Raw genomic sequence first — 16035 nt, 5'->3', positions numbered from 1 at the left:
ATGGAAGTTGCCGACCTGACCCTCGACGAACTGCGCCTCGTTCTCGCTCCGGCAATCGCCGATGCAGCCATTTTCGACGGCTGGAGCGACGCGGCGCTCGAGGCAGCTGCAAATCAGGTTGGCGCCGATCATGATGTGGCGCGGCTCGCGTTCAAGGACGATGGTGCCTTGGGCATGATCACTGCCTGGATCGACACGATCGACCTGGCAATGGAGGCGGAATTGCCGGCCACCCGGCTCGCGCAAATGAAAATCCGTGAGCGCATCCGCAACCTGGTGCAATTCCGTCTTGATGCCGTGGCCGGTCGCGAGGAAGCATTGCGACGTGCACTCGCCATCATGGCCATGCCTCAGAATGCAGCGAAATCGCTGAAAACCGGATGGAATAGCGCCGACATCATGTGGCGCCTCGCCGGCGACACGGCGACCGACTACAACCACTACACCAAGCGCGCGATCCTCGCCTCGCTATACGGGGCGACCCTGGCCGTGTTCGTCGACGACGAAAGCGAGGACAAGGCAGAGACTCGCGCCTTTCTCGATCGCCGGATTGAAGGCGTGATGAAGTTCGAGAAGGTGAAGGCCAAGTGGCTCAACCCTGAGCGCGAGCATTTCAGCATGTCGCGCTTTCTCGGCCGTTTGCGCTATCCTGCTCGCTGATCCGCCCACTTTGACAGGCATCAAGGACCAGCGGACGCGCTGCATCTAGTGCGACCGCATGACGCCACCCGCTATTGATAATCGGTTGCAACAACGCCTCGCTTCTGGCAGCGGCAGGTGCATGACGCTCGACTCCTGCGAACACGAGAAATCTGCCCGGATCGTCTCCGTCGACTGGGACGCCCTTGCTTCCGACGAGGGCAAGCGCCTCAAGGCGCTCGGCGTCGACGAAGGGGCCGAGATAGCCGTCATCCATCGCGGGATTTTCGGCACGCGTGATCCTCTCGCCATCCGCATCGGGCGCATGACCATCGCCCTGCGCCGCAGCCATGCGCTTGCGATCGAGGTGGAGCCGGCATGACCCGCAAGCGGACCGCTGCCCTCGTGGGCAATCCCAACGCGGGCAAGAGCGCGCTGTTCAACGCGCTGACCGGCGCACGCCAGAAGATCGCCAACTACCCCGGCGTCACCGTCGAGCGGAAGGCTGGCCGCCTGATGCTGCCGAGCGGCGAGCCGGTTGAACTCATCGACCTGCCGGGCTCCTACAGCTTCGATGCCGCGAGTCCCGACGAGGAGGTCACGCGCAAGGTCGTCCACGGAGAGTTCGAGGGTGAGGCGCAGCCGGATGTCATCATCCTCGTCGTCGATGCGGCTAATCTCGAGCAGCACCTCGTCTTTGCGCAGGAAGTGCTCGAACTCGGCCGCCCGACTATCGTCGCGCTCAACATGATCGACCTCGCGGAGCGCGACGGGCTGACGCTCGATCCCGCCGCGCTTTCCGCAGCACTTGGCGTGCCGGTCGTCTCCACCGTGGCGGTACGCCGCCGCGGCCTCGCGGAACTGGCCGCCGCAATTGCCGAAGCGGAAACCCATGCCGACGAGGAGGCGCATCGCCAGTGGCACCTGACGCTGCCCGAACGCCGACTGTCGGCAAAGCACATGGCGCGTGCCGCTATCCTTTCGAAGTCGACCCGGCACACAATCGAGAACGGTGTCGACCGGGTCCTGCTCAATCCCTGGATCGGGCCGGTCATCCTGTTCGCGTTGCTGTTCGTTATCTTCCAGGCGGTGTTTGCCTGGGCGACGCCATTCGCAGATGCGCTCGAGGCGGGTGTCGCGAGCCTGTCGCAGGGAGTGTCCGACAGCGTACCTTCCGGCTTCCTGCGCGATTTCCTCACCGAAGGTGTTCTGGCAGGGGTCGGCTCGGTGGTCGTCTTCCTGCCGCAGATCGTGATCCTGTTCTTCTTCATCCTGGTGATGGAAGCGAGCGGCTACATGGCCCGCGCGGCGTTCCTGATGGACCGTCTGATGGCGGGGGTGGGCCTGTCGGGGAAGAGTTTCATCCCGCTACTATCCAGCTTCGCCTGTGCCATTCCCGGAATCATGGCGACCCGGAGCATTCCCGATGCGAAGGACCGGTTGACGACCATCCTGGTGGCACCGCTGATGACATGTTCGGCGCGCCTCCCGGTCTATGCCGTGATCATCGCCGCCGTCATTCCCGATACCCGCGTCGGGCCGGGCATCGGTCTGCAGGGTCTCGTATTATTCGCACTTTATCTTGCCGGGATAGTCGGCGCGATGGTCGTAGCGCTTGTACTTCGCAACACGGTGACAAAAGGCGCAGCAAGCGGTTTCATCATGGAAATGCCGCGCTACCAGATGCCGCGGATCAAGGACCTTGCGATCGGCCTGTGGCAGCGCGCCTGGGTTTTCCTGCGTCGCGCGGGCACCATCATCTTCACGGTCACGATCGTCCTTTGGCTGATGCTGAGCTTCCCCAAGGCCGCGCCCGGAGAGAGCCAGATGGATGCCAGCATTGCGGGCAAGATTGCCGATGTGATGCATCCGGTGCTGGAGCCGATCGGCTTCAATCGAGAGATCAGTCTGGCGCTCATCCCCGCTATGGCGGCGCGCGAAGTCGCCGTTTCTGCCCTCGCGACGACCTACGCGGTTGACGCCGAGGACGAGGATGTTGCTGCGGCCGGCGTGACGGACAAGATCGCCGCCTTGTGGAGTCTTCCGACCGCGCTCGCCTTCCTCGCCTGGTTCGTCTTCGCCCCGCAGTGCATCTCGACCATCGCGGTCGCGCGACGCGAGACAAACGGGTGGAAATGGCCTGCCTTCATGATTGGCTATCTGTTTGCGCTTGCTTACGCCTTTGCCGGACTAACCTTCTGGATTGCGACCGCGCTCGGCCTCTGAGTGTGGGTAAGGCCGGGCAGGGGTGGCGACTCATCCGGCCCTTCGTTAGGCCAAGGCCAACAGATACGAAGGGACGATTCGATGGCCGGTAGCCTCAACAAAGTCATGCTGATCGGAAACCTGGGCGCAGACCCGGAAATCCGCAGCTTCCAGAACGGTGGCAAGGTTGCCAACCTGCGCATCGCCACCAGCGAGACGTGGAAGGACCGCAACACCGGGGAGCGCCAGGAACGCACCGAGTGGCACACGGTGGCGATCTTCTCCGAAGGGCTCGTTGGCGTGGTCGAACGCTTCCTGCGCAAGGGGAGCAAGGTCTATATCGAAGGCTCGCTCCAGACCCGCAAGTGGCAGGACCAGAACGGCCAGGACCGCTATTCGACCGAGGTCGTCATTCGCGGCATGAACGGCACTCTGACCATGCTCGACGGCCCGCAGGGCGGTTCGGGCGGCGGTGGCGGCGGCCAGCGCGGCGGTGGTTCGTGGGACCAGGGTGGCGGTAGCCAGCAGAGCGGCGGCAGCGACAACTGGCGCAGCGGCGGCGGCCAAGGTTCGGGTGGCTCGGGCGGCGGCTCGAACTACGACGATCTCGACGACGATATTCCGTTCTGAGGCCCAGCTAGCCCAGACCGCCAACTCTCGCCGCGATCGAAAACCACTCGGGCGAACTCCACAGGCGATCTGTTAGCAAGGCTGCGGGAACCGTCAGCGCGATCCAGATCCAGTATGCCTTGTGGATTCGTCCAAGACGGAAAAGATCCCAGATGAACATCGGCGCTATGACCGCGAGCGGATACAGTTCGACGGTCATCGTGCCTTCCGGCATGGATTGCGGCAGAAACTCCATTCGATCGAGTGCTGCAGGCATCGGGACCAGTGTCGCAAGGAACATCAGGCGCTTGTGCATCCCGGAATCCCGCTTGCGGAACCAAAGGCCAAGACTGGCGAGGATCGCGAAAAGTATGCCCGCTCGGATCTGGAGCAGCATGATATTGTTGACTACGGGCACGAGATCGGACTGAAGCTGCGCGGCGACATTAGCCGGAGCATTGGCAATCATTTCCGCCAGCTGGCTTCGCCTCACCGGTACCAAGAGGAATCCGGCGATGACCATCGATGGCAGCAGGAATAATCCTGCTATGCCGGTCTGCATGTGCCAGTTCCGCCTGCCAGTGGCCATCAGCGTCGACTGAATGAGCAATAGGGTGATCCAAGATCCCATCAACACGGCGTGGACATGCAGAATCGGTGGAAACGGGGGCAATTCGCCAGCATTGACTGCGGCGATCCTTCGCATCGAGTCGGGAACGAAGCCGATCAATACCAGTGTGAACATCAGCCCGGCAGTGAAGACATAAATCCAGCGGTCAACGTCCGCCTTCCAATTACTTGCTGTCGGCGCGACCGATCCATTTTCTGCTGATATCGGATGTGCAGTAGCCATTGGTCCCTCCCCCAAGGGCGACCCGCTAACTGTCACACTACCATCCGACAGGGCTTCTACAAAGACCTAGTCCTTGCGCAGCGCCGCAAGTGCCTCGGCCAGCGGGCCGCTTGGTGTGTCCTCGTCGCTGACGATTCCGGCGGATTCGCGTGCCTCGTCCGCCCCGGGGCCTTCGCGATAGGGGTCGATAGCCAGCGCCAGCGTCTGGGCGATGGCTTCGCCAAGGTCGAGGGTCTCGCCTTCGTATTCGATCTCGTCGAGGTCTTCGGTGTCGAGCTCTATTTCCTCGTCGGGTGCGTAGTCCGGTGTCGAGCCGGAGGGCACGAAGCGCAAGGTGAGCGGCTCCTCGACTTCATAGGTGAAATTGTCCCGCGTGATCGCACAGGGCTGCTCGATGGTGGCCTTGAGCCTGCCGTTCGCCAGCACCGCGCCATCCTTGGTATCGAAGCCTACCGTTGCGGTCAGTGCCTTGATCGAGGTCACGCCAAAGCGCCGGGCCAGTGCGGCGCGCTCGGCCTCATTGGCCTCGATAGCCAGTTCGCCGGCCGGCAGGGCCCGTGGCTTCACCAGTCGCGAAAGTTCGAGTTCGCTCATTGGGCAATCTCCCCCGCCTGCAATTGCTCCACGCTCGTGCGGGCAAGGCGGGCGTGCAATGCGGCCATGCGCTGGACCAGCGCCTCGGCCTCGTCGGGCTGGGCCATGGTCACGTTGCGGCGCACCGCATCGACCAGCACCTTGGGATCGGCGCGCAGTCCTTCGCGATAGGCGCCGATGCGGCCGTTCATGCTGGCCATCAGCGTGGATATCTTCTTGCCGACGGTGGGATCGCCGATGCCCGCCTCGCGCAGCTGGCCTTCCATGTCTTCGACGAAGAGCTCGGTCAGGCGGGCAGTGGCGGGACCGTGGTCGCCTTCGTCCTCCAGCCGCAGCATGACCAAGGCTAGCACGAGGGTGATCATGTCGTAACGCCCCTCCACCGAATCGGCGACGCCGCACATGCGGTACCAGTCGGGATCGCGGGCCTCGGCAACGGTGCGGTGCCACAGCTTGCGCCACTCCTCGCGCGGGTCGGGGCCGAGGTTCAGCAGGCGGGAAAGGAAGGACATAGTTTCTCCGTTCAGCGGCAATTCAACCGCGATCCCCAAGCGAGAGGCACAGGCACGTTGCATGCACATCCGCTTTCGGACTAAGGCGTGGCCCGAGCATATAGGGAGATGGCCGCCTGCGGCCAAGCGCCCGGAAAACGGAGACTTGCTGTTCCCATGAACAGGACGAAAATTCTCGGGATCGCGGCCATAGCGCTGGCCGGCGTCGCGACCACCGGCTGCAGTTCAATCCGCGAAACCCGCGGCTACGTCGTCGATCCCGTTCTCTATGCTTCGATCCAGCCCGGCATCGACAACGAGGCTTCGGTAACCGGCACTCTCGGGCGCCCGACCTTCACCAGTCAGTTCGGCGAACCGACGTGGTACTATGTGTCGAGCACAACCGGTCGCAAGCCCTTCGTCCGTCCCCGGATCAAGCAGCACCAGGTGCTTGCCGTGAAGTTCGACGGTGCGGGCAATGTCATCGCGGCTGAGCGCACCGGTATCGAACAGGTCGCGAATATCTCGCCCGACGGCGACAAGACGCCAACCCTGGGTCGCGAGCGTGGCTTCCTCGAAGACCTGTTCGGCAATATCGGTGCGGTCGGCGCTCCCGGAGCTCCGGGCGCTGGTGGCCAGCCGGGCCAGTAATCGCGCCCCTTGCTTGACCCCTGTCGTGCGGTCCCCATATCGCGCGGCATGACATCGAACAACGAGAGCCACGGCCTGGTGCAGTGGCATTCCACCACCATCATCGGCGTCAAGCGCGGCGATACCACTGTCATCGCAGGTGACGGTCAGGTGTCGATGGGCAACACGGTGATGAAGCCCAATGCGAAGAAGGTCCGCCGCATCGGCGAAGGCGGCAAGGTCGTTGCCGGGTTCGCCGGGGCCACCGCCGACGCCTTCACCCTGTTCGAGCGGCTGGAGAAGAAGCTCGAGCAGTACAACGGCCAGCTCCTACGTGCCGCGGTCGAGCTGACCAAGGACTGGCGCATGGACAAGTACCTGCGCAATCTCGAGGCGCTGATGATTGTCGCGGACAAGGAAAACCTCCTCGTCCTCACCGGCAATGGCGACGTGCTCGAACCCGAGGGCGGCATCGCCGCGATCGGCAGCGGCGGGATGTATGCCCTCTCCGCCGCCCGGGCGTTGGTCGACTACGAAACCGACCCTGAGACCATCGCGCGCAAGGCCATGGCCGTTGCCGCCGACGTCTGCGTTTTCACGAACAACAATCTGACCGTCGAGACGGTCTGACCTTCCGGAATCCCATGATCGACAATCTTACCCCCAAGGCGATCGTCGCCGCGCTCGACGAGCACATCATCGGCCAGAAGGACGCCAAGCGCGCGGTCGCCGTCGCACTGCGCAATCGCTGGCGCCGCCAGCGCCTCGGTCCCGAGCTGCGCGACGAGGTGACCCCCAAGAACATCCTGATGATCGGCCCCACCGGCTGCGGCAAGACCGAGATCAGCCGTCGCCTTGCCAAGCTGGCCGAAGCTCCTTTCGTAAAGGTCGAGGCGACCAAGTTCACCGAAGTGGGCTACGTCGGCCGCGACGTCGAGCAGATCGCCCGCGATCTCGCCGAAGAAGCTATCCGGCTGGAGAAGGAACGCCGCCGCGAAGCCGTGCGCGAAGCCGCCAGTCAGGCCGCGATGGAACGCCTGCTCAACGCGCTCGTCGGCGAGAATGCCAGCGAGGCGACGCGCGAGGCCTTCCGCCAACGCATCGTCGAGAACGCGATGAACGAGACCGAGGTCGAGGTCGAGATCAAGGACCAGCCTTCGAACGCGATGGAAATCCCCGGAATGCCCGGCAATGTCGGGATGATCGACCTGTCAGACATGCTCGGCAAGGCGATGGGCCGCTCCAACATGAAGCGGCGCAAGCTCAAGGTGCCCGACGCGTGGGACCGGCTGGTCGAAGAAGAGGCCGAGAAGCGCATGGACCAGGAAGACGTTGCCCGCGTCGCCCTGGAGAATGCCGAGACCAACGGGATCGTATTCCTCGACGAGATCGACAAGATCGCGGTCAGCGACGTGCGTGGCGGATCGGTCAGCCGCGAGGGTGTCCAGCGTGACCTGCTGCCGCTGATCGAGGGAACCACCGTGGCAACCAAGTACGGCCCGATGAAGACCGACCACGTGCTCTTCATCGCCTCGGGCGCGTTCCACGTCGCCAAGCCTTCGGACATGCTGCCTGAACTCCAGGGCCGCCTGCCGATACGCGTCGAACTGCGCGCGCTGACGGAGGAGGACTTCGTTCGCATCCTCAAGGAAACCCGGGCCAACCTGGTGGACCAGTACAAGGCACTGATCGGGACCGAGGACGTCACGCTCGACATCACCGAGGATGCAATCGCCGAAGTGGCGCGCATCGCCGCGCAGGTGAACGAGAGTGTCGAGAACATCGGCGCCCGTCGCCTGCAGACGGTGATGGAGCGCCTGCTCGAGGACATCAGCTTCGAGGCCGAGGAGCACAAGGGCGAGACCGTGAAGGTCGATGCAGCCTACGTGCGCGAGCGCCTGTCCGACCTCGCGGGCGATACCGACCTCAGCAAGTATATTCTCTGATGGAGCGGGTGCGCGATACGGCGGCGATGATCGCCGGCATGGCGCCCCGCCTCGATCCCCGCACCTATCGGTTCGTCCTCGTCACGCCCGATGCCGCGCCGCAATTGCTGGGCGCGGCCATCGCGACGTTTCGGGAGGACGAAGGCGTGACCGCAATCGTATCGGCCGAGGCTGCGGCTGAACTGGATATGGAGGGTCCCGACTTTGCCCGCATCACCCTGATGGTGCATTCGGACCTCGAGGGCGTCGGGCTTACCGCAGCCGTCGCGATGGCACTGGCCGAGACAGGTATCGCCTGCAACATGGTCGCCGCCTTCCACCACGACCACGCGTTCGTTCCAGCCGATCGGACGCAAGAGGCGCTGGAGGTTCTCAAGCGCCTCTCGGAACAGGTAACTCCTTCCTAAGCCGTTACTGGTTCTGACACGGAGGCTTCGCTTGAACAATTTCGGCCGGTCACCTTGGCAAAGGTTTCGGCATATTTGGGGTGCTCGGTGCCCATGAGCTTGTCCCACCAGGTGAAATAAAGGCCGTAGTTGGTGTTGAAGCCACCGCTGTGATGCAGGTCGTGGTGGGTCGTCGTATTGATCCAGCTCGTAAGCGGCGTGGACAGCCACCAACGTGGGTGCAGCTCGAACCCGGCATGCCCCATTGCGTTGCGGGTGATCTGGAACAGCAGCCAGGTCAGCACGACGCTGCCCGGTGTCGGGACGATTGCCAGCCACAGCGGCACGAATAGAGCCATGACGAGTGCCTCGGGAATGGCGAAGCTGTAGGCCGCCCACGGCGTAGGCGTGATCGAGCGGTGGTGCGCGCGGTGGAAGACCCGGAACAGCTTGCGATGGTGCATCGTGCGGTGGGCCCAATAGAAATAGGTGTCGTGGGCAAGAACCATCGCCGCCGTCAGTCCGAGATATTGCAGCCAGCTGTCGGCGCGCTCGAAACGGTGAAGGACGCCGCTTTCGACACCCCACAGCACAAATGCCCCGACTACCGAATAGACCATCACCGACTGGACCGACTGCAGGAACTCGCGTCGGCGATCGCCCCATGTCGCCTCGCGTTGCTGGATCCGGCGCGAGGCGAGCGTCGTGCGACGCATGCCCCATACGATCGCACTCACCAAGAGAGCAGCGACAAGGTAGCGGTTGAAGTCGAAAAGAAAGAACTGGAAGCCGCGTTCCAGCAGGATATCGAGCGGCTTGATCCCGGTATGCATGGCGTATCCTTTACGATTGGCCATTGAATGACCAACCAGTGGTGCTGTTCGCCGGAACCTTCCTCCCGATTTCTGGAACCGGCTAGCCGATTCCGGAATCGGCGAGTGCCGTCTTGCGCCATTCGCTCGGCGTGACCCCTTCCGCCTCGCGGAAAGCGCGGTTGAACGGCCCGAGCGATCCGAACCCTGCGTCCAAGGCTATCGTAATGATTGGAACTTCACGCTGAGCGGGGTCCGCCAGCGCCTCCCGCACTTCGGCGAGGCGGTAGCCGTTCAGGAACTGCGCGAAATTGCGGTGACCGAGCGTTCCGTTGATTGCCCGGCGCAGACGATATTCGGGTTCTCCAAGTTGAGCGGCGAGCGAGGCAATGGTCAGCCCGTCGAGCCGGTGGGCCTTTTCCCGCTCCATATGCTCGCGCAGCTTCGCGACCAGATCTCTTTCTGCGGGATCCAACTCTGCCGCGTGAGGAGCGGTACGCGCGGGCGGTCCGAAGAGATCGTCCCGATCGAACCCGAACATCGCTGCACAGAAGAGAAGGGTAATGAGGGCGATCAACATCTCGATGACCGATCGCGCGCTCTGCACAAGGACCTCCTGTTGTACCAGCACCTCGATCACGTTCACGACCAGCATGAATGCACCGACCGTGGCCACGAGCCGCCAGCGGATGCGGCGTCGCGCTTCGACGAGGTCATCCGAGCGCCCTTTCCACGCTACCCATAGTCCGGCGAGGCCAAAGCCAATCATGCTCAATCGGAGCACGATGGCCGCTGCCATGACGGGCGGGGTCCAGTCGAAGCCGGCAGCATAAAGGATCGAGACGCAAACAACCGGTATTGCCAGGGCCGCCCAGCTTGTGGGGCCAATGCGCTTCTCGTCGTCGAACCAGGCACGCGTGAATAGCCAGAACCAGCCGGTCGCCGTGACCGAGGCGATGTCGAGCATCATGCGTAGCGGCTGGGGCACGACCGCCATGGGCACCGTGGCGAGGATATGAGCGACGATGGTGACGTTCATCACCACGGCAATGCGCGCTGCCAGGACCTTGCGCTGGTCGCGAACCAGCAACCAGGTCCACAGAATGAACAATGCGATCGCCGCGCCCCGGAACATCAGGTCGAAGCTGGCGAACAGGGTCATGCTGCTTCTTCGCCCTGTTCAGCCTCGGCCTGCTGGCGCGCCCACATTTCCGCATAAAGGCCATCGCGGCGCAGAAGTTCGAGGTGGCTGCCGCTTTCCGCCAATCGACCGTGATCGAGCACGAGGATACGGTCGGCATCGGCTATGGTCGACAGCCGGTGCGCAATGGCCAGGGTGGTGCGGTGCTCGGACACGCGCCGCAGTGTGCGCAGGATTTCCTGCTCGGTGCGGCTGTCGAGCGCGCTGGTTGCCTCATCAAGCAACAGGATCGGTGGGTCCTTCACTAGTGTCCGGGCGATCGCAACGCGCTGCTTCTCGCCGCCCGAGAGTTTCAGTCCGCGTTCGCCGACCTCGGTGTCAAAGCCCTCGGGAAGACGCTCGATCAGCGGCATGATCGCCGCCGCCTTCGCGGCAATTTCGATATCTTCGCGCGTGGCACCGTCGCGGCCGTAGGCGATATTGTAGCCGATAGTGTCGTTGAACAGCACGCTGTCCTGCGGAACGATGCCGATCTTGTCGCGCAAGGATGCCTGGGTGACTCTGGCGATATCCTGCCCGTCGATCAGGATGCGGCCTGATCGCGGATCATAGAAGCGGAACAGCAACCGTCCGATCGTGCTCTTGCCGGCGCCGGAGGGTCCGACGATGGCGACGTGGTTGCCGGCCGGGACTTCGAAGCTGAGGCCATGGAGGATGGTACGTTCGGGTTCGTAACCGAAGACGACATCCTCGAAGGCCAGGGTCGGGCGATTGATCACCAGCGCCGGCGCACCGGGCACATCCTTAACTTCCGCTTCGGTGTCGATCAGGCGGAACATCGCGCCCATGTCGATCATGCCCTGGCGCACCGTACGATAGACCATGCCGAGCATGTCGAGCGGGCGGAAGAGCTGGGTGAGGTAGGTGTTCACGAAGACGAGATCGCCGGTCGTCAGCTGTCCCTTGCTCCAGCCCCAGACAGTAAAGGCCATGGCGCCGCCCATCAGCAGGTTCATGATCAGTGCCTGGCTGATGTTGAGCAAGCCGAGCGAGTTCTCGGACTTGATCGCCGCTTCGGCGAAATCGCGCGCTGCCTCGCCATAGCGCGCACGCTCGCGGTCTTCGGCCGAGAAGTACTTCACGGTCTCGTAATTGAGCAGGCTGTCGACCGAACGGGCGAGGGCCGTCCCGTCGAGGTCGTTCATCTTGCGCCGCAGTTCGTTGCGCCATTCGGTTATTGTACGGGTGATGAAAATATAGGCGGCCACGGTCACGCCGGTGGCTGCAACCAGTTCCCAGCCGAAATTGAGGTAGAAGATCACGCCGACCGCAATCAGTTCGATGGCGGTCGGGGCGATATTGAAGAGCAGGAAATAGAGCATCACGTCGATGCTCTTCGTCCCGCGCTCGATCGTCTTGGTCACCTCGCCGGTCCGGCGGGAAAGGTGGAAGCGAAGTGATAGCTGGTGGAGCCGGGCGAAGGTGTCCTCGGCCAGTTGCCGCGTCGCTTCCTGTCCCACACGCTCGAAAGCGATGTTGCGGAGGTTGTCGAACAGCACTCCGGCAAAGCGGCCACCGGCATAGGCAATGACGAAGGCCATCGCGACCATGGCCGCCTCGTTGGCAGGCGTGGTCATGGCATCGACTGCGCGCTTGTAGACATAGGGCAGGGTAAGGGTGGTGGCCTTGGCCGCGATCACCAGCAACATGGCCCCGACGATGCGGCGCTTCAGCTGGGCATTATCTTCCGGCCAAAGGTAGGGCAGGAAGCGGCGGATGACCGGCCAGCCTTCGCCCTCGATCGGCTTTTCTTCTGTGTCGGTCTCAGGCGGCATCGCGCACCCATCTGGGGCGTGCGAGCGCGCTAGGCAAGCAAAGCGATGAATTCAGGTGCCGAACCGCCTGATCGAGGTGATCGCAGCACGGCCATTGGCAGAATCGCTGGGAATGTCGAACAGGATGCGCCGGGTCGGGAAATCGATGGCCACGCGATTGAAGACGCTGAGGTTGTTGACGCCCAGCACCAGCGCCGGCTTGTCCTCCAGCCCAAGCGCGGCGAAGATGGGGCTGTCGGTAATCGCAATCGGGACTTCGGTCAGTACGACATCGGATATCTGCAAGGTGCGCACCAGCACAGACTTGCTCGAGAGTTCGGTGCCCAGCACGTCGATCGTCTTCACATCCTCGCCCTTGCGACCGCGCAGTCGCGCCATCAGCGCCGGATTGGCGATCGTGTTCTGCGCGCCGGTGTCGATGATGACCGATGTCTTGACCCCGTTCACGCGGGCGTCGGTGATGATCATCTGGCCAAGTTTCGGCCGCGCCCGAACGACGATCTCGTAGCCGTAGTTCCCGCCCAGGCTGTCGGCGTCAGCGACCTGCATCCGGCGTTCGCGGAAATCGATCAGCACGCGCATGTCCTGCAAACTGTCGAGCCCGAGTATGCCGTCGGCACCGATATGGCTGGCATGAAGCAGCGGGGCGATCAGGCCGCTGACCGAACGATTGGCGAACTCCAGGTCGTCGAGCTCGATCGTCTCCACCTCCTGCGAACTGCCCATCGCCACCAGCGTGGCGGTGCCGCTGCGCCTTAAAGCAAGGTCGTCGACCATTTCGTGCGTGACAACCGTGGCCTGCGCCCCTGTATCGATAAGGAAGCGATAGGGACCTGCACCGTCGACGGTGACCGGCACCGTCATGCGTTCGTATCGATCTTTCTGGAGTGCCGCCTCGTCGACCATGGGAGCGGGCGCTGCATGATCCTGCGCCGCCGCCGGCAGTGCGGCGAACAAGGCAAGGACAAGACCGGCTTTGAGCGGAACCATGGCACACTCGATTGCGAAACTGCCGGTCAATTGCCGGCAAGAGGCAAGTCTACCACGGCGGCGATGGGCGGGCAATTCGGCGGGCGCTGACGTCCCGTGCGCTCAACGACTGCGGACCAGCGCGACAAGTTCGGTCAAACGCTCGCGCGAGAAAAGCAGGAGCCACCCTATATATACAGCACCTCCCATGGCGACGAGCAAAGCAAGCCGGGCGACGGGCACTTCGATGGCGAGGTTCCGGTCGAAGATCGTTACCGCCAGCACCATCGCCACGCCCGCCAGCGCAGTCGGCAGTACAGCGCGAGCTATCTGACCAAGAGTTACTCCGATTGCGCTGGCCGAGCTCGCCGCAGTAATCGCAGTCATCATGGGATAAGCGACCAGCCAGGCGGTCGCGATTCCGAGGATGCCCCCTTTTACGCCAATCAGGAAGGCGATCGGCATCAGAAATGCGCCGATGGCCGAATTGCGCAGAGCTATTCCGGGTCGCCCAACGGCATTCGTCGCGGGGGCGAAGAGGACCTGTAACGTCATCCACGGGATGGCGAAGCCGAGAACCTGCAGGATCGGGGCCACGCCAAGCCACTTCTCGCCCAGCAGCACATGGACGAGCGGCTCTGCCGTCGACGCAAGTCCTAGGCAGAAGGGGATCGAGACCAGCATGATTGCGCGCACCGAGGTCAGGAACCCACCTGCCAGGGCGTCGCTGTCCTGCTGGATGCGGGCGAAGGCAGAGAAGGCGACTTCGTTTAGCGGTGGGACCACCTTGTTGACGAAGATTTGCGAGAGGAACAGCGAGGTAGTGTAGAGGCCAACCGTGTGCGCATCGAAGGCGCGACCCACGATCACGACGTCGGACTGTGTCTGGAAGAAGTAGAACAGGCTCGATAGCGCGATCGCACCGCCATACCCGGCCATGGCACCCGCCCCGCGGAAATCGAAGCTTGGCCACATGAGTGCCCGGGCAGCGATTGCCATGCCGAGCCCGCGGCAGGTGAAGCTGGCGAGCGGCGCGATGACGAGCGTCCATACGCCGAGGCCGACAAGCGCCCCGCCAAGCGCGACGAGCGCCCCGACCAGCGCCGCGAATAGATTGACCTGCGCCTGCTTCTTGAAATCCATCTCGCGCGAGAGGACCGCATAGCCCAGCGCCAGGAACGGGTTGGTGAGGAAGACCAGCGACAGCGCTCTCAGGATGTCCGTCACTTTCGGCTGGCCATAGTACTCGGCGACCAGCGGCGCGGCTAGGAACTGGATGGCGGCAAGCGCGAGGTTCACTACCAGCAGCATGCCGAACAGCTGGCGCAGCTCGTACCGGCTCACTCCTTCTCTCTGCACCAGCGCATTGGCCAGCCCGTAGCCGTTGAGCAGGGTAAGCAGGGCAAGCACTGCCGCGGCCATCGCATAGAGGCCGTAGTCCGCCGGATCGAGCAGGCGCAGGACAAGGAAAGTCGAGGCCCAGGAAATGACCTGGCCGAGAATCTGCGAGCCCGACCGCCAGATGACGGCGTTTCGCACCAGCGCTCGAAAACCGGCGCCATGGGTCTGCGTCGCGCTCATCCCGGCCCGTTACTGCCGCGCGCCAGAGTACGCAGGAAGCTGGCGAAGCTTTCGGTATTCCCACGGCTATGCGATCGGCGACGCCATTGGAGGGTGGGGCGTGCGAGCCCGGGCCAGATCGACCAAACCCGCTTGATCACCATCCACATGGGTCCGTTGAGGTCGCCGTGTTCGTTGATCCCGGCGATACCTCCCTGCGTGTCGCCATCGATCACCTGGTCCACCGCATGTTCGAAGGCGAGTGCGCGACGATTGCGGTCAATCATGTTGTGGGCGACGCCGGCCTCACCGCGACCTGCCAACTGGGTCAGGGCTTTCTCATAGACGCGGATGTTGCCAAGCAGCATTCGTTCGGCACTGGCCGAGGCCGAACTGGCGCGCACGCGGTATTCGCCCAGGACTTCGTCAACGTAATGGGCATGACCACCGAGCAGCATGAGCCGGACCCACAGGTCGAGGTCTTCGGCATGGGTCATGTCTTCATCGAAGCCGCCGACGGTCTCGAAGTCCGCACGGCGAAAGGTCGTGCCTATATATATGCCGAAGCTCCGGTCGAGAACGTCGGCCAGGGAGCCGCGCGTGCCATCGAGCGAACCTTGTTTCGAGGTAAAGCATAGCCGCGGCTTGGCCACCGCCCCGAAGATGAGTGCGTTGCAGGTGACCAACCGGGCATCCGGGTCGCCATCGAGTACGGCGAGGGTCCGGGAAAGATAGTCGGGAGTGAAACGATCGTCGCCGTCGAGCAGCGCTACATAAGGTGCGCTTGTCTGTGCGACCGCGCGGTTACGAGCCGCGGACACGCCGCGATTGTCTGTGGCGAGGAAACGGATCCGGGAATCCGCAAGATAGGGGGCTACTGCGCCCGCGACATCGTCAGGTGCGCCGTCATCGATAACGACACACTCCCAATCGGCGAGCGACTGGGCGAGGAGCGAATCCAGCGCCTCGTGCAACAGGTGCGCAACGCCATAGGCAGGCACGATAACCGCCACGCGGGCGGTGAGGGGCGATGGGCTCGTCATCATTGCGCACGCGTATACGCGCACGATTCTAAATATCGCACTAGCTTTTGGCCGGCGGGTCGATGTGTAGGTCGGGAATCGGTGACGAGAATCAGCTGGCGCAACCTGCACTCCCAGATTCGCAGCGGATTCGAGCGCGTGAATCGGGTCTTCGAGGGGGTGAATCGCGGTGCGTGGGCGACATCGTCGGGGGCTGCGGTTGAACGTTACCGCAGTCACCAGCCTCTGGAGCATATATGCGGGCTCTGAAACCCGCAGAAATCTGCGGTTTTTGAAAAAAGGCGCAATAAAATTGCAAAAGTGTGTTGACCGAATCCCGACC

17 protein-coding genes are annotated in these 16035 nt (G+C 63.2%); 8 read left to right on the top strand and 9 right to left on the bottom strand.

Features of this window, described 5'->3' with window-relative positions; genetic code table 11:
• From IRL76_RS09955 to ssb, 4 genes are all read left to right on the top strand, one after another.
• Nucleotides 1–660, top strand: coding sequence for a COQ9 family protein (locus IRL76_RS09955; RefSeq protein ID WP_200981195.1), 660 nt, complete (start codon nt 1–3; stop codon nt 658–660).
• Between the two features lie 121 nt (nt 661–781).
• Nucleotides 782–1021: a FeoA family protein gene (locus IRL76_RS09950; RefSeq protein WP_200981194.1), complete on the top strand. Its 240-nt coding sequence runs from the start codon at nt 782–784 to the stop codon at nt 1019–1021.
• Nucleotides 1018–2865: a ferrous iron transport protein B gene (feoB, locus tag IRL76_RS09945; protein ID WP_200981193.1), complete on the top strand. Its 1848-nt coding sequence runs from the start codon at nt 1018–1020 to the stop codon at nt 2863–2865. Before IRL76_RS09950 ends, feoB begins: the two co-directional genes overlap by 4 nt.
• An 81-nt stretch (nt 2866–2946) precedes the next feature.
• On the top strand, nt 2947–3474 hold the full coding sequence (gene ssb, locus IRL76_RS09940; RefSeq protein ID WP_200981192.1) for a single-stranded DNA-binding protein: 528 nt from the start codon (nt 2947–2949) through the stop codon (nt 3472–3474).
• Between the two features lie 7 nt (nt 3475–3481).
• On the opposite strand, the gene IRL76_RS09935 is transcribed toward ssb, so the two are convergent.
• The 3 genes from IRL76_RS09935 to IRL76_RS09925 form a co-directional block, all read right to left on the bottom strand.
• Nucleotides 3482–4306, bottom strand: coding sequence for a hypothetical protein (locus IRL76_RS09935; RefSeq protein WP_200981191.1), 825 nt, complete (start codon nt 4304–4306; stop codon nt 3482–3484).
• Nucleotides 4307–4372: 66 nt separating this feature from the next.
• Nucleotides 4373–4900, bottom strand: a complete 528-nt coding sequence (locus tag IRL76_RS09930) for a YceD family protein (RefSeq protein ID WP_200981190.1) — start codon at nt 4898–4900, stop codon at nt 4373–4375.
• A complete protein-coding gene (locus IRL76_RS09925) occupies nt 4897–5412 on the bottom strand; it encodes a ubiquinol-cytochrome C chaperone family protein (RefSeq protein ID WP_200981189.1) in 516 nt (171 codons plus the stop codon). Before IRL76_RS09925 ends, IRL76_RS09930 begins: the two co-directional genes overlap by 4 nt.
• 156 nt (nt 5413–5568) lie before the next feature.
• On the opposite strand from IRL76_RS09925, the gene IRL76_RS09920 reads away from it, so the two are divergent.
• Genes IRL76_RS09920 through IRL76_RS09905 form a run of 4 tightly spaced genes read left to right on the top strand, consistent with a single transcriptional unit; the run spans nt 5569 to nt 8374 of the window.
• Nucleotides 5569–6042 carry an outer membrane protein assembly factor BamE gene (locus IRL76_RS09920; protein WP_200981188.1) on the top strand — a complete coding sequence of 158 codons (474 nt, stop codon included), beginning with the start codon at nt 5569–5571 and terminating at the stop codon, nt 6040–6042.
• A 48-nt stretch (nt 6043–6090) separates the two neighbouring features.
• On the top strand, nt 6091–6651 hold the full coding sequence (gene hslV, locus IRL76_RS09915; RefSeq protein ID WP_200981187.1) for an ATP-dependent protease subunit HslV: 561 nt from the start codon (nt 6091–6093) through the stop codon (nt 6649–6651).
• Between the two features lie 14 nt (nt 6652–6665).
• Nucleotides 6666–7967 carry an ATP-dependent protease ATPase subunit HslU gene (hslU, locus tag IRL76_RS09910; protein WP_200981186.1) on the top strand — a complete coding sequence of 434 codons (1302 nt, stop codon included), beginning with the start codon at nt 6666–6668 and terminating at the stop codon, nt 7965–7967.
• Entirely contained in the window at nt 7967–8374 is a 408-nt protein-coding gene (locus IRL76_RS09905; protein ID WP_246449666.1) for an ACT domain-containing protein, read from the top strand. The genes hslU and IRL76_RS09905 overlap by 1 nt, the downstream gene beginning before the upstream one ends.
• Here IRL76_RS09905 and IRL76_RS09900 read toward each other — a convergent pair.
• The 6 genes from IRL76_RS09900 to IRL76_RS09875 form a co-directional block, all read right to left on the bottom strand.
• Nucleotides 8371–9186, bottom strand: coding sequence for a sterol desaturase family protein (locus IRL76_RS09900; RefSeq protein WP_246449664.1), 816 nt, complete (start codon nt 9184–9186; stop codon nt 8371–8373). The genes IRL76_RS09905 and IRL76_RS09900 overlap by 4 nt on opposite strands.
• 82 nt (nt 9187–9268) lie before the next feature.
• Nucleotides 9269–10327, bottom strand: a complete 1059-nt coding sequence (locus tag IRL76_RS09895) for an AraC family transcriptional regulator (protein ID WP_200981185.1) — start codon at nt 10325–10327, stop codon at nt 9269–9271.
• Nucleotides 10324–12141, bottom strand: coding sequence for an ABCB family ABC transporter ATP-binding protein/permease (locus IRL76_RS09890; protein ID WP_200981184.1), 1818 nt, complete (start codon nt 12139–12141; stop codon nt 10324–10326). Before IRL76_RS09890 ends, IRL76_RS09895 begins: the two co-directional genes overlap by 4 nt.
• A gap of 51 nt (nt 12142–12192) precedes the next feature.
• Complete coding sequence (locus IRL76_RS09885) at nt 12193–13131, bottom strand: retroviral-like aspartic protease family protein (protein WP_200981183.1); 939 nt, start codon at nt 13129–13131, stop codon at nt 12193–12195.
• A 102-nt stretch (nt 13132–13233) separates the two neighbouring features.
• The gene (locus tag IRL76_RS09880; protein ID WP_200981182.1) at nt 13234–14691 is read right to left on the bottom strand and encodes a lipopolysaccharide biosynthesis protein; all 1458 of its coding nucleotides are present in this window, start codon (nt 14689–14691) and stop codon (nt 13234–13236) included.
• Nucleotides 14688–15716, bottom strand: a complete 1029-nt coding sequence (locus IRL76_RS09875) for a glycosyltransferase family A protein (protein WP_200981181.1) — start codon at nt 15714–15716, stop codon at nt 14688–14690. Before IRL76_RS09875 ends, IRL76_RS09880 begins: the two co-directional genes overlap by 4 nt.
• Between the last annotated feature and the right edge of the window lie 319 nt (nt 15717–16035).

This window comes from Qipengyuania soli, assembly GCF_015529805.1.
Classification (GTDB): domain Bacteria; phylum Pseudomonadota; class Alphaproteobacteria; order Sphingomonadales; family Sphingomonadaceae; genus Qipengyuania; species Qipengyuania soli.
This window is presented reverse-complemented; position numbering and strand designations above follow the sequence as displayed.